Here is a 12,812-nt window from a genome sequence, read left to right on the forward strand (position 1 = left end):
CAATTAGAATATAGAATAAATTAACTAATCAGACATGTAAATAAGAGGTCTTTTAAGACCTCTTATTTGTTTTTATATTCACTGAATATTGTTAAAATTAACTATTTTTATTAAAAAAATTTAAGATTTTTTTGCCAGCTCTTTCAATAAAGCCCGAACTTCAGTTGAAGAACGTATATTGTATTTTGAACCGGAAATTCCCTGCCCCACTTTTATTGAATATGCATATTCCGGTAAATAAGAGAAGGTAATCTCATCAGACCAGTCATCTCCGATAGCCAGAATGAAATCCCAATCATTTTCAGTAATCCATTGATAGGCGGCAAAGCCTTTATTGATACCTGTGGGCTTTATTTCTATAAAGTTCTCTCCATGATATACCTCTAAATTAAGATTAGAGGTAAGGTAGGTCAGTGAATCCATTAATTCCATAGCCCGGATACGTCCAAAAGTCGGGTCTGTATTTATGTAATGCCAGGAAATCGAGTATTCTTTTTCCTGGATAAATGAACCGGGGGTACGGCTTTTAAAAAGATACAATATTGGCTTAATCTGATTTTTCCATTCTTTTTTTAATGGTTCGATAGTTTTCCATTCATCTGAACCCTTTTTTAGCCATGCTCCGTGCTCTGCAATAAAATCAGATTTTGAATTTTGAAACCATTTTTCCAAAAACTCCTTTTCTCTACCACTAACAATAACTACTTTATTCTTTTCATCCTGATTAAGTAGATTTATTGTACTGGTAACATCTAAAAAAGGCTTATTCTGTTTAAATCTTAAATGATCCGGTACAAGTGTCCCGTCATAATCAATCAGAAATAGGCGATGATTGCTCTTCTTATAGTGCTTGATAATTCTAAGTCTGTTTTTTGGAGATAAATATTTAGCAGAAAGTTTTCTTTGCTCACTTTTGACTTTAAGCAGGTTCTCTTTAAAATCTTCTGCCCATTTCCTTACATCATATTCCTTTAGTCGCTTTTGCATGCTGAAATTTCTTTTTTTCTGTTCCTGTATATCCATGTTCAGGGCATACTTCAATGCCCATGAGATTTGGGTACGATTATTAGGATTTACAATAATCGCCTCACCCATTTCATTACCCGCTCCGGCCATTTCACTCAAAATAAGCACACCAGTTCCATCATTTTTTGTGGCGATATATTCTTTGGCAATCAGGTTCATACCATCCTTAAGAGGCGTTATCAGGGCAATATCGGCAATATAATACAATGCTGTCAATTCCGGGAAAGGTAATGCCCTGTACATATATGAGATAGGAGACCAGCCCAGCTTCCCATATTTACCGTTAATATGACCAATCATTTCATCTACGCGGTGTTTTAGTTCCTGGTATTGAGCTACTCCGGTGCGGGAAGGAACAGCAACTAAAATCATGGTGACTTTTTCCCAGTATTCCGGGTTATCTTCCAGAAATGTTGAATAAGCTTCCAGTCTTTCTAAAATACCTTTTGAGTAATCCAACCGGTCAACTGAAATAATTATTTTGTTTTGGTGGATACTCCTTTTCATTTTTTGAATCTCTGTTTTTGTTTGTCTTTGCTCAGAAGATTTGTTAAAACGGTCATAATCAATTCCCATTGGGAAAGAATCAACTTTAATCATTCTGTTTTGGTAATTTACATATCCAAGGCTGTTTTCATATCCTCTCAGACGTAAAATGGAGTCAAGAAAATTACGTACATAGTCATAGGTATGAAATCCAATTAAATCTGCACCCATTAAGCCTTCTAATATTTCTCTCCTCCAGGGGAGTAGCCGGAATATTTCAGTAGGAGGAAAGGGGATATGTAAAAAGAAGCCAATAGTTAAATCAGGTCTTCTTTTTCTCAGCATATTTGGAAGCAACAAAAGATGATAATCATGAACCCAGATTATATCTCCGGGTTTAATAATATCAAGAATAGTTTGGCAAAATATCTGGTTGACCTGTTTATAAGAGTCCCATAAATGGTTCTGGTAAGTAGTATACTGGTTAAAACAATGGAATAAAGGCCAGATAGTTTTATTGCAATACCCGTTGTAATAGTTTTCTATATGGTTCCGGGATAAAAAAACAGGATAATTGCCCATCTCTTCCATTTTTTTAACCAAATCTTCTTTATCGTCACTTCTGAGTTCATCTCTTGCAACACCCGGCCATCCAACCCAGAGACATTCATAATTCTTTTGAAAGGATGACATTCCTGTAGCTAATCCGCCTACACTTTGCTGGTATGAAAGCTTGTCTTTTTGTGTTTTAACTGTTATCGGAAGGCGGTTTGATACGATAATAATTCTTGCCATATTTGTAACCTCCTTAACAGAAAAGATTTAATCAAAGGTAAATATAATATAATTTGACTTAGTTATAATCTTATTTGCAATTTCATGCAATCTCTCAACTTATATATTTATATTAACATATTTTCTTTTATTAATAAAAATAATAACTACCAAAAACCTAAAGAAACAATAGCTGATAAGAAATTAGACTTTACGAAATACGACATTTTAATAATAGATACTACCTTTTTTGAATTGCTATTAAAAAAAATTATTAATGAACAATACTAAAAAAATTGCTAAAAGAATAATACTTGCATTTAATTATAAAAAAAGACTATAATATTAAATACAATATGGTTTTCAGACTTATTATCTCTGAAAATTTTCTTTAGGTAAGATTAAAGTAATAAATATAGTATTTTCCACAAAAGTATAAGCAACACAATTCAACTTATTTAAAATAGGAGGGAGGTGTCTATCTTTCTTTAAAACTATTTTAAACTATCTCTAAACAATCTTTAAATCATGATTTTAATTTCTGCTAATCAAATCAATATATTTAAATAAGGAGGTTATTTATGTTGAAGAAGTGTGTTATTTTAATATTCTCACTGTTTTTGCTGACTTTGTTAGTAATACCGGTACAGGCCCAGGGTTCTGTGACTGTAATGGGTGTATGGACCGGTGGTGAAGCAGATGCATTCCAAAAGATGGTAGCACCATTTGAGGAAGAGACCGGTATTAAAGTAGAGTTTACCGGAACCCGTGATTTACCGGCAATTCTTACTACAAGGGTAGAAGCAGGTAATCCTCCGGATGTTTCTGCTATGCCTAATCCGGGACAGATGGTTGAATTTGCAAAAGAAGGTAGATTGGTTCCCTTGGCTACTTTTATGGACAGGGAAACACTGTTGGATAATTATTCAAATGCCTGGTTAGACCTGGGTTCTTATGATGGACAGCTTTACTCAATATTTATATCTGCAGACTTAAAGAGTATGGTCTGGTACAGTCCGAAAGCATTTGCTGCTGCCGGATATGAAGTTCCCGGTACCTGGGATGAACTGATGGCATTATCTGATCAAATGGTTGCAGATGGTAATACACCATGGGCAATTGGCTTAGAATCCGGGGCAGCCAGCGGATGGCCGGGCACCGATTGGATTGAAGATATCATGTTAAGAGTTGCCTCCCCTGAAACATATGATGCCTGGGTTAACCATGAAATAGCCTGGACTAATGAAGCTGTAACGGAAGCATTTGAGCTATTCGGGAAAATTGCCCGCAGTAATGAGTACGTATATGGTGGACCTAATGCAGTCTTGACTATTCCTTTTGGGGATTCCGCAGATGCCTTATTCACAGATCCACCAAATGCCTATATGCATCGCCAGGCAACCTTTATTAAAGGTTTTATACTGGAACATTTTCCTGATTTAGTACCAGGAGAAGACTTTGACTTCTTCCCGTTCCCCGCAATAAAAGAAGAATTCGGTACACCTGCCTTAGGTGCAGCTGATATGCTTGCTATGTTTAATGATACCCCGGAAGCCAGGGCATTTATGGAATATATAGCTTCTGCTCAGGCGCAGGAAATCTGGGTTGGAGAATTAGGAAAATTAGCACCTAACCAGAATGTTGACCCAAGTGTTTACCCTGATGATGTTACCCGAAAAGCTGCTGATTTCTTAGGTGCAGCTTCCGTTTTCCGTTTTGACGGTTCTGATCTGATGCCTGCTGCTGTCGGCTCCGGTTCTTTCTGGACAGGAATCCTGGATTATGTTAGTGGAGAGAATTTGACAAATGTACTAATGCAGATAGAGGCAAGTGCGCTGGATGCTTATAGAGATTAATTTAATCACATAGTTTTGTATTAATAGCAAAATTGGTAGATAGCTGATTTAATTATATTATCAGCTATCTACCATCTTTTATTGAAACGAATTCATAAAGGAGTTGAACTATTATGCGAACACACTGGTACACACCATGGTTATATGTAATTCCTGCTCTATTTGTATTAATGTTTTTTCTGGTATATCCTTCCATAAATACCTTTATTATTTCATTCTTTGGTCCGCAGTCGGAAGAATTTGTGGGATTTGCCAATTACATCTATACCTTTACCAATGAGGTAATGCTGACAGCTTTTCGGAATAATTTATTATGGGTAGCCCTTTTTGTTCCTGTAACAGTATTTTTAGGGTTAATAATGGCAGTAATACTTGATAGAGTTCGTTATGAATCAATTGTAAAATCAATAATATTTATGCCTATGGCCATATCTTTTGTTGGAGCAGGGGTAATCTGGAAATTTGTTTATTCCTATAGACCGGTTGGAAGTGAGCAGATTGGCATTTTGAATGCTTTTCTATCCTTTTTAGGAGCTCAGCCGATTCCCTGGTTAATAGAAAGGCCATGGATAAATAATATATGTTTAATCATTGTTGGGATCTGGATATGGACCGGTTTTTGCCTGGTGATTCTTTCTGCAAGTTATAAGGGTATTCCAAGAGAGCTGCTGGAGGCAGCCAGGGTAGATGGTGCTAATGAACTTCGAATTTTTTGGAAAATAATTTTACCTTTAATGAAACCGACAATTGCAGTAGTATCAACAACTATGTTTATTAACGTCCTGAAAGTATTTGACATTGTTTATGTAATGACAAACGGTTCATTTTCAACTGAAGTAATTGCAAATCGAATGTACAAGGAGATGTTTATCTTCCGTAATTACGGAAGAGCCAGTTCAATTGCCATTTTACTGCTTTTGTTTATTATCCCGATGATTATAATCAATGTCCAGAGGTTTAGAGAACAGGAGGCAATTCGATGAAATTAAAACAAAACAATTTTTTATTAAATGCCCCCATGCATATTTTTGTAATTATTGTGGCAATAATCTGGATTTTTCCTACAGTAGGGCTCCTGATTACTTCTTTCAGGCCATCCGGGGATGTTGCATCATCAGGGTGGTGGACTGTCCTTGCCCATCCATTTAATTTTACCCAATATACACTTGCAAATTATAGAGATGTTATATCCAATATCGGTATAGGACGGGCTTTTGTAAACACACTTATTATTACTATCCCTGCTTGTACATTGCCCATCATTATTGCTTCTTTTGCCGCTTATGCCTTTGCCTGGATGGAATTCTGGGGTAGGCGTTTTTTCTTTATATTATTTGTAGGCCTCCTGGTTGTTCCATTACAGATGACTTTAATTCCGATTCTCCGGATTTTTAACCAGCTGGGATTATCAGGTTCTTTTGTTGGAATATGGTTTGCCCATGCAGGATATGGAATGCCCCTGGTTATTTACCTGATGTATAATTATATTTCAGGTCTTCCCAGTGAAATGTTTGAATCTTCAACTATCGACGGGGCTACACCATTTCAGATATTCAAAAGTATTGTTATACCACTTTCTGTTCCGGCAATTGCTTCAATAACAATTTTTCAGTTTATTTGGGTGTGGAATGATCTTCTGGTGGCATTAGTATATCTGGGTGGTACGCCTGATGTTGCACCATTGACAGTAAGGATAAGTGCACTGGTTGGATCTTACGGGCAAAACTGGGAATTATTAACAGCAGCTGCCTTTGTTTCCATGATTTTACCGCTGATAATATTCTTAAGTTTACAACGCTATTTTGTCAGAGGTATTATGGCCGGTTCTATTAAGGGGTAGTATATTTATTGTAAAAAAATTTCGGGAGAGTAAATTATTAAAATGGATTCAGAGATAACTCAGGAAATTTATACAGAAAACAAACTGGCAATTGGTGTTGATTTAGGTGGGACAAAAATCGGGATTGCTATGGTTAATTGTAATGGCAAAATAATACATTATTTAAAAAATCCCACAGATGCCCATAAAGGTAAAGAGTTTGTCATTAATAATATAATAGAAAGCATCCACCAGCTATTAAATGAGGCGGAAGCTAATCTGGATGACATATCAGGAATTGGAGTAGGCATACCCGGACAATTGGATGTAAGAACAGGTATTGTTCATTTTGCTCCAAATCTACCGGGATGGGAAGAAGTGCCTATCTGCAGAATAATCAAGGAGGAATTTAATGTCCCGGTTGTTCTGGAAAATGATGCAAATGCTGCTGCCTGGGGAGAAAAAACCTTTGGTGCAGCAAAAGGTATTAGAGATATGGTATGCCTGACATTGGGAACAGGAATTGGTGGTGGATTAATACTTGATGGAAAAATTTACCGGGGACACAAGTGCGGAGCAGGAGAAATTGGACATATTATTGTTAACAAGGATGGGCCTGATTGTCATTGTGGTGGTATTGGTTGCCTGGAGGCATATTCTTCTGCAACAGGCATTAAGAATAGAGTAGCCGATAAAATCAAATATATCAAAGAAAATTCTCCCGAATTACTTGCTGATACCGGGATAGATATAACAAATATCAGGCTTGTTGATATTTTTCAGCGTGCCCGGGAGAATGATCCTCTTGTTAAAGACATTGTAAATGAGGCAATTGAATATTTAGGAGTCGGTATTACTATATTGGTAAATTTGCTTAATCCGGAAATGGTAGTTTTAGTTGGCGGTATTGCAAATGAAGGAGAAAATATTCTTACACCTATCAGAAATTTTGTTTTTAAAAGAGCAATGAAAGCCATGTTGAATGACTTAAAAATAGATTTAGGTAAGTTAAAGGAAAAAGCCGGTGTACTGGGGGCAGCAGCCCTACTATGGCAAAAAAACAATTAAAAGACTATATAAAAATATGAAATTATAAATAATATTAACGATATTTATCCAAAATATTATACAAAGGAGGTCTCGAATGGCCAGAGTTGTCTTAAAGAATCTTACCAAAAAGTTTAAAGATGTCGTAGCAGTCGACAATGTTAATATTGATATTGCTGACAAGGAATTTGCTGTTTTAGTTGGTCCTTCCGGTTGCGGCAAATCTACAACCCTGCGTGCTATTGCAGGATTGGAAGACGTGACATCCGGAGAGATATATATAGGAGATAAGTTAGTAAATGATATACCCCCTAAAGACAGAGATATTGCCATGGTATTTCAGAATTATGCCCTCTATCCCCATATGGATGTCTACAATAATATGGCCTTTGGCTTGAAGCTGCGCAAATTTTCCAAAGAAGAGATTGATCAGCGGGTTAATGAAGCTGCAGAGGTTTTAGGTATTGAAAAGCTATTAAAGCGTCGCCCAAAGGAGCTCTCAGGCGGTCAACGGCAGCGTGTGGCGGTAGGCAGGGCTATCGTCCGCAAACCAAAAGTATTTCTCTTTGATGAGCCACTTTCCAATTTAGATGCCAAGTTACGTGTTGCAATGCGTACAGAAATATCAAAGCTCTATCACCGCTTAGGGGCAACGATTATTTATGTAACTCATGACCAGATTGAGGCTATGACTATGGCTACCCGTATTTTTATTATGGATAACGGTAAACTCCAGCAAGCGGGGAAACCACTGGATGTCTACCAGAATCCTTCCAATCAATTTGTCGCCGGTTTCATAGGTTCTCCTGCTATGAATTTTATCCCGGCAAAACTGTTAAAGGAAAACTCTGACTATCTGGTTGATGCCGAAAGCATTAAGGCAAAGCTGCCTGCAGATTTTCAAAAGCCTCTCTCTTCTTATGTAGATAAACAAATAACCTTTGGAGTGCGTCCTGAGCATTTTCATGACAAGGAATTTTTCCCGGAAGCCAAAGAAGGTAGTAATATTATAAAAGCTACAGCTGAGGTTATTGAACCATTGGGTGATGAGGTACTTTTCTATTTAGTTGCCGGTAAACATAATTTTGTTGCTAAATTAGACAGCCGCACAAAAGCTCAGGTTGGAGATGAACTGGAGATTGCAATTGATATGAAAGAAACCCATATTTTTGATGTAAAAACACAGGATACTTTGGTTTAAAGAAAATTAAATCAGATAATAGTAATGAATTGCATTTGATAAAATGTAGTTATTGTGTAAAATAGACAATATACTGATTATTACTTTTATGTAAATAATATAAGTTTTATAATTACTTGCAGTAATCGTTTAACATATAATATCATATTAGTTTAATTAGCTTTATAATAAGCATTGTGTAAGATGTAGTATTTTAATAATCGTAGAATTATAAACAGTAAAAAAGGGAGTACAAGATGAAGCATGATATTGTAGAATATTTTTTCCAGATGGTTAAAATTGACAGCGAATCAGGAAATGAGAAAGAATTTTTAACTTTCTTAAGTCATTTATTTGAAAAAGAACTTAATGCCAGTTCAAAATTTGACAACCATGGCAATCTGATAATCAAGATAGATGCAAAAAACAGCAATAAGAAGAAACCTGTCTTATTTTGCTGTCATGGTGATACAGTTAACCCCGGGCAGGGAATAGTGCCTGTACTAAAAGACGGAATAATAACCTCACAAAGTGATACAATATTGGGTGCAGATGATAAGGCGGGGATAGCAGAAATTTTAGTAGCATTGAAAAATGCACCAAAATACCCTCCGGTAGAAATAGTGATTACCCGACAGGAAGAAATAGGACTAGCCGGTTCATTATATCTGGACAGGGATTTAATAGAAGCGGAAGAAGGCTATGTTCTTGATTCTGAAGAATTAGATGAGATTATTATCGGCGGACCTTCCCGTGCAGAAATAATTATTAAGATTATAGGAAAAGCTGCCCATGCTGTAGAGCCCGAGAATGGTATTTCAGCAATTGAAGTAGCTGCCCACGGGATTTCATTATTACAGACAGGATGGATAGACCCTGTAACCACAGTTAATGTAGGGTTAATTGAAGGAGGACAGGTCTTAAATGCTGTTCCGGAAAATACCACCATTCAAATTGAATGTCGCAGCCAAAAACATAAAAAATGCGTAAGCCAGAGTAAAAAAATAGTAGACACATTTAAAACTGTGGCAAAGGCAAGGGGAGCAAAGGTTGATGTCAAGACCAGCATTGATCTGAAGGCATCAAAAATTCCCGAAAATGCTGATATAGTTAAGGCAGCAAAAAAAGCTATTCAGTCAACAGGTTTAAAGCCAAAAGCAAAAATTATCTGTGGAGGAACAGACGCCAGCAATTTAAATCAAAAAGGTCTTAAGACAGCAGTCCTGGGAACAGGGTGTAGATTACCACATAGCAAAGATGAACATATTGCAGTAAAAGATATGGAAAAAGCCGTTGAAATATATACTGCTATTTTAAAAGAATATGCATGAAATTCTATGTCATAATTTCCATCAAAAATTTTTTATTTCGCCAGTCTTTCTTTAAAAGGAATATTCTCTAATGGTATTTTCGCTACTAAGAACTTTAATAGTAATAGTAATTGGTACATTCAGCGGTTATTTCTGTCAGAAGATAATAGAAAAAAAACATTTATTAAAACCGGAGACAAAAAAGAATATCTGTGTATTCTTACAGAAATTAAGCATGCTATGGCTGGTATCAATCACTTATATTGGCAGTTTATGGGTCTTTAACATAGAAAGTATTATAAAAACTCTCAGCCTTCCGTTTGTAGGTGCTGCATCTACTATTATCGGCGGGTATTCTGCAACCTTAATTGCCAGGTATTATAAATATAATCATATAGATGTTGGTTCAATGTTCGGTTGTGGTTTCTTTTCAAATATGGTTACACTGGGTGGGATGATTTGTTTTTTCTATTTAGGCGAGGAGGGATATGCCCTTGTTCCTATTTATACCTTTTTTACCCGAATACTTTATTTTGGTTATGGTTTTCCGAAGGCTCATATGTATGGAGATAGCACTATTGCCCGGAAAGAAACCTTTGAAAAGATAACAGAAATTCTCAAGGACCCTTTTTTTTACATCGGGATTGGCTCTGTCTTCATCGGTATTCTTCTTAACTTAAGCACAATACAGCGTCCCCGGATTTATGGCACAATCAATGAAATACTTATCCCTTTAACTACATATATCCTGCTATTTTCAGTTGGGCTCAACTTTAAATTCAGTAAAGTATCCCGCTATATTAAAGAATGTCTTTTAATGTCTTTAGTCAGGTTTTTAATAGTGCCGGCGGCTATTCTGATAATTTCTTTATTGCTTGGTTATCAATCTATTAACAATGGTTTGCCTTTAAAAGTTTCCTTAATACTTTCGGCAATGCCTGTAGCCTTTAACTCTGTTATTGTTGCAAATATCTATAATTTAAACATAGATATGGTAAACTCATGCTGGCTTTTTACCACATTTGCTGTTTTGTTAGTCTTACCCGCAGTTTTCTATGTAATAAATCTGTTTTAGTAGCACAAAACCCATATTTTAAATAATCATTTTGACAACATACTTTTTCAATGATAATATTCTCTTGGATCTGTTTAAAAAAGTTCTATTTTGTTTAAACTTAAAGGTTTTAAAATGAAAATAAAACTCATTATCTATTCGAATTTAAAAAGATATGTAAAAGGTTATGATGATGATAACGGTATTGTGAAAGAGGTTTCCCATACCTTATCAATCAAACAGTTTTTAGAGGACACAATTAATCATCCCAGGGCATTAGATGCAATCAGTATGGTACTTGTAAATAACAAGGTAGTTCCCTTTAAGAAGCTGGAACAAAATTTACAGGATAACGATATAATCAAAGTATACCCGCCTATGGGTGGAGGTTAAGTAGTCTTAAGAAGGAGAAAAATGGTATTTGGCGAAAATAAAGAAATAAAAAAAATTGATATATTTAAAAAAAAGTATAAACTGATGGCTATTGATATTGACGGCACGTTACTTGACAATGACAGCAAGCTAAGGAAAACAACTCATGACGCACTGCAAAAAATTAAAGATCATGGTATCATATTAACCTTTGCCACTGGTCGCTTTTATCCGGATGCCTCTTATTTTGCCAGGTTACTGGATTTTTCCAGTCCTATGATATTGCTGCATGGCGCACTTATTCAGTCACAGGATGGTAAAATCATCAAAAAACATCAGCTGTCTCCCTTGATAATCCCTGTCCTGGTTGATATAGCAAGAAAAGAAAAGATATCATTTCAATTATTTCATAAAGACTGGCTGGTAATGGAGAATAAGACAAAGTGGAATGATGTTTATTTACGTTATTCTGAGCTTAAATCTCTTATTGTACCTGATGTAAATCATTACCTTAAAAATCAGGATAGCCCTTTATCTTTTATCTATCTGGGAAAAAAGGAAGAAATGGAACGGTTACAGAAAATCATCACAGAAAGGCTTCAGGACTCTATAACTATTGCCTGTGCCCACCCCAATCTACTGGAAGTAGTTGCCCCTGGCATATCCAAAGGAATTGCTCTTAAGGAACTTGCTGCCATGAATAAAATACCTTTATCTCAGACAATTGCAATAGGGGATAATTACAATGATGTAGAGATGCTGAAGATGGCAGGATTGGGAGTAGCAATGGGTAATGCACCACAGGAGGTTAAGGATGCTGCCGATTATATAACTAAAGATAATGAGAATGATGGCATTGCTTATTTTGTTTCTAAATATCTTGCTTTGAATACCGGAAAATAGAATAACGTAAAAAGTCTCTGTCTGAACTTTTTTATTAAAATATTACCATTTTAGACTAAGCAAGTTTGTGGTATGATGAAAAAATAAAATGCTTTGTTACTGATAAAAAATATCTTACAATATTTAATTGTAATATTAAAAAAGGAACAGGATAATATGGAGAAAAATACTGAAAAAGCAATACTGGCAGGAGGGTGCTTCTGGTGCCTGGAGGCTGTTTATAAAAAGGTAAAAGGTGTGGAAGAAGTAATTCCCGGCTATACCGGAGGAAATACAGAAAATCCCACTTATGAACAGGTTTGTTCTGATACTACCGGTCATGCTGAGGTTGTTCAGGTTATATTTAACCCTGCTGTTATTACTTATGCGGAGATATTAAAGATATTCTGGCAAATTCACAATCCGACCACTTTAAACAGACAGGGATATGATATGGGCTCTCAATATCGTTCCGCAATCTTTTATTATAGCCAGGAGCAGCGCCAAACTGCCGAGAAGCTAAAAAAAGATTTACAGGAAGCGGGTATTTGGTCAGAACCTGTTGTAACTGAAATTGTTCCATTAAAAAAGTTTTATCCGGCTGAAGAATATCACAGGAATTATCTGCAAAATCATCCGGAAAATCAATATTGTCAGATGGTGGTAATTCCCAAAGTAGAGAAATTTAAAAAGACATTTCAAGATTATCTTAAAAGAGAGAGTGAAAAAAGATAGTGAGAGGAGAGGGAATATATGAATACAAAAAAGGAAACATTTAATAGTAACAGTGATTTAAGGGCTCCTTTTTTATTTCTTGGATTATCGATAATTATTGCGGCACTGGTTTTCGGATTCTTTTTTTATCAGTCTCGTTCTACCCGCGATTATGTACAGGTTCTTGGGGCAGCGACTGAGCCATTTGAGTCAGATATTGTCAAGTGGAACATTACCTTTGAAGAGAATACAGACCTGGTAAACATGCGCGACGGTTATAGTAATATTCAGG

The 12,812-nt window shown here is 35.9% G+C and carries 12 protein-coding genes; 11 read left to right on the top strand and 1 reads right to left on the bottom strand.

The features are described from left to right. Positions 1-120: 120 nt before the first annotated feature. Positions 121-2,307, bottom strand: coding sequence for a bifunctional alpha,alpha-trehalose-phosphate synthase (UDP-forming)/trehalose-phosphatase (locus PHQ99_02325; GenBank protein MDD4288414.1), 2,187 nt, complete (start codon positions 2,305-2,307; stop codon positions 121-123). A 560-nt stretch (positions 2,308-2,867) separates the two neighbouring features. Here PHQ99_02325 and PHQ99_02330 point away from each other — a divergent pair. The 11 genes from PHQ99_02330 to PHQ99_02380 all read left to right on the top strand — a co-directional run. Next, positions 2,868-4,142, top strand: a complete 1,275-nt coding sequence (locus PHQ99_02330) for an ABC transporter substrate-binding protein (GenBank protein MDD4288415.1) — start codon at positions 2,868-2,870, stop codon at positions 4,140-4,142. 113 nt (positions 4,143-4,255) lie between these two features. Beyond that, positions 4,256-5,125 (top strand): sugar ABC transporter permease, encoded by an 870-nt coding sequence (locus tag PHQ99_02335; protein ID MDD4288416.1) that lies wholly within the window; start codon positions 4,256-4,258, stop codon positions 5,123-5,125. Next, a complete protein-coding gene (locus PHQ99_02340) occupies positions 5,122-5,982 on the top strand; it encodes a carbohydrate ABC transporter permease (protein ID MDD4288417.1) in 861 nt (286 codons plus the stop codon). Before PHQ99_02335 ends, PHQ99_02340 begins: the two co-directional genes overlap by 4 nt. A gap of 42 nt (positions 5,983-6,024) precedes the next feature. After that, positions 6,025-7,029 carry an ROK family protein gene (locus PHQ99_02345; GenBank protein ID MDD4288418.1) on the top strand — a complete coding sequence of 335 codons (1,005 nt, stop codon included), beginning with the start codon at positions 6,025-6,027 and terminating at the stop codon, positions 7,027-7,029. A gap of 76 nt (positions 7,030-7,105) precedes the next feature. Continuing rightward, entirely contained in the window at positions 7,106-8,209 is a 1,104-nt protein-coding gene (gene ugpC / locus PHQ99_02350) for a sn-glycerol-3-phosphate ABC transporter ATP-binding protein UgpC (protein MDD4288419.1), read from the top strand. Between the two features lie 236 nt (positions 8,210-8,445). Then, positions 8,446-9,519, top strand: a complete 1,074-nt coding sequence (locus PHQ99_02355; GenBank protein ID MDD4288420.1) for a M20/M25/M40 family metallo-hydrolase — start codon at positions 8,446-8,448, stop codon at positions 9,517-9,519. Between the two features lie 70 nt (positions 9,520-9,589). Beyond that, the gene (locus tag PHQ99_02360; GenBank protein MDD4288421.1) at positions 9,590-10,573 is read left to right on the top strand and encodes a hypothetical protein; all 984 of its coding nucleotides are present in this window, start codon (positions 9,590-9,592) and stop codon (positions 10,571-10,573) included. A 114-nt stretch (positions 10,574-10,687) separates the two neighbouring features. Next, on the top strand, positions 10,688-10,945 hold the full coding sequence (locus PHQ99_02365) for a MoaD/ThiS family protein (protein MDD4288422.1): 258 nt from the start codon (positions 10,688-10,690) through the stop codon (positions 10,943-10,945). A 21-nt stretch (positions 10,946-10,966) separates the two neighbouring features. Beyond that, positions 10,967-11,827, top strand: a complete 861-nt coding sequence (locus PHQ99_02370; protein MDD4288423.1) for an HAD family hydrolase — start codon at positions 10,967-10,969, stop codon at positions 11,825-11,827. Between the two features lie 156 nt (positions 11,828-11,983). Continuing rightward, entirely contained in the window at positions 11,984-12,541 is a 558-nt protein-coding gene (msrA, locus tag PHQ99_02375; protein ID MDD4288424.1) for a peptide-methionine (S)-S-oxide reductase MsrA, read from the top strand. Positions 12,542-12,559: 18 nt separating this feature from the next. Next, positions 12,560-12,812, top strand: a 253-nt coding sequence (locus PHQ99_02380) for a hypothetical protein (GenBank protein ID MDD4288425.1), incomplete at its 3' end; no start/stop codon positions are given.

It is taken from the genome of Atribacterota bacterium, from assembly GCA_028703475.1.
Lineage (GTDB): Bacteria > Atribacterota > Phoenicimicrobiia > Phoenicimicrobiales > Stramentimicrobiaceae > JAQVMU01.

Excerpts from the sequence above, each read along its gene's own strand:
- PHQ99_02330 (MDD4288415.1), top strand. The coding sequence starts at position 2,868 with ATGTTGAAGAAGTGTGTTATTTTAATATTCTCACTGTTTTTGCTGACT.
- PHQ99_02335 (MDD4288416.1), top strand. The coding sequence starts at position 4,256 with ATGCGAACACACTGGTACACACCATGGTTATATGTAATTCCTGCTCTA.
- PHQ99_02360 (MDD4288421.1), top strand. The coding sequence starts at position 9,590 with ATGGTATTTTCGCTACTAAGAACTTTAATAGTAATAGTAATTGGTACA.
- ugpC (MDD4288419.1), top strand. The coding sequence starts at position 7,106 with ATGGCCAGAGTTGTCTTAAAGAATCTTACCAAAAAGTTTAAAGATGTC.
- PHQ99_02365 (MDD4288422.1), top strand. The coding sequence starts at position 10,688 with ATGAAAATAAAACTCATTATCTATTCGAATTTAAAAAGATATGTAAAA.
- PHQ99_02340 (MDD4288417.1), top strand. The coding sequence starts at position 5,122 with ATGAAATTAAAACAAAACAATTTTTTATTAAATGCCCCCATGCATATT.
- PHQ99_02370 (MDD4288423.1), top strand. The coding sequence starts at position 10,967 with ATGGTATTTGGCGAAAATAAAGAAATAAAAAAAATTGATATATTTAAA.
- PHQ99_02345 (MDD4288418.1), top strand. The coding sequence starts at position 6,025 with ATGGATTCAGAGATAACTCAGGAAATTTATACAGAAAACAAACTGGCA.
- msrA (MDD4288424.1), top strand. The coding sequence starts at position 11,984 with ATGGAGAAAAATACTGAAAAAGCAATACTGGCAGGAGGGTGCTTCTGG.
- PHQ99_02355 (MDD4288420.1), top strand. The coding sequence starts at position 8,446 with ATGAAGCATGATATTGTAGAATATTTTTTCCAGATGGTTAAAATTGAC.
- PHQ99_02325 (MDD4288414.1), bottom strand. The coding sequence starts at position 2,307 with ATGGCAAGAATTATTATCGTATCAAACCGCCTTCCGATAACAGTTAAA.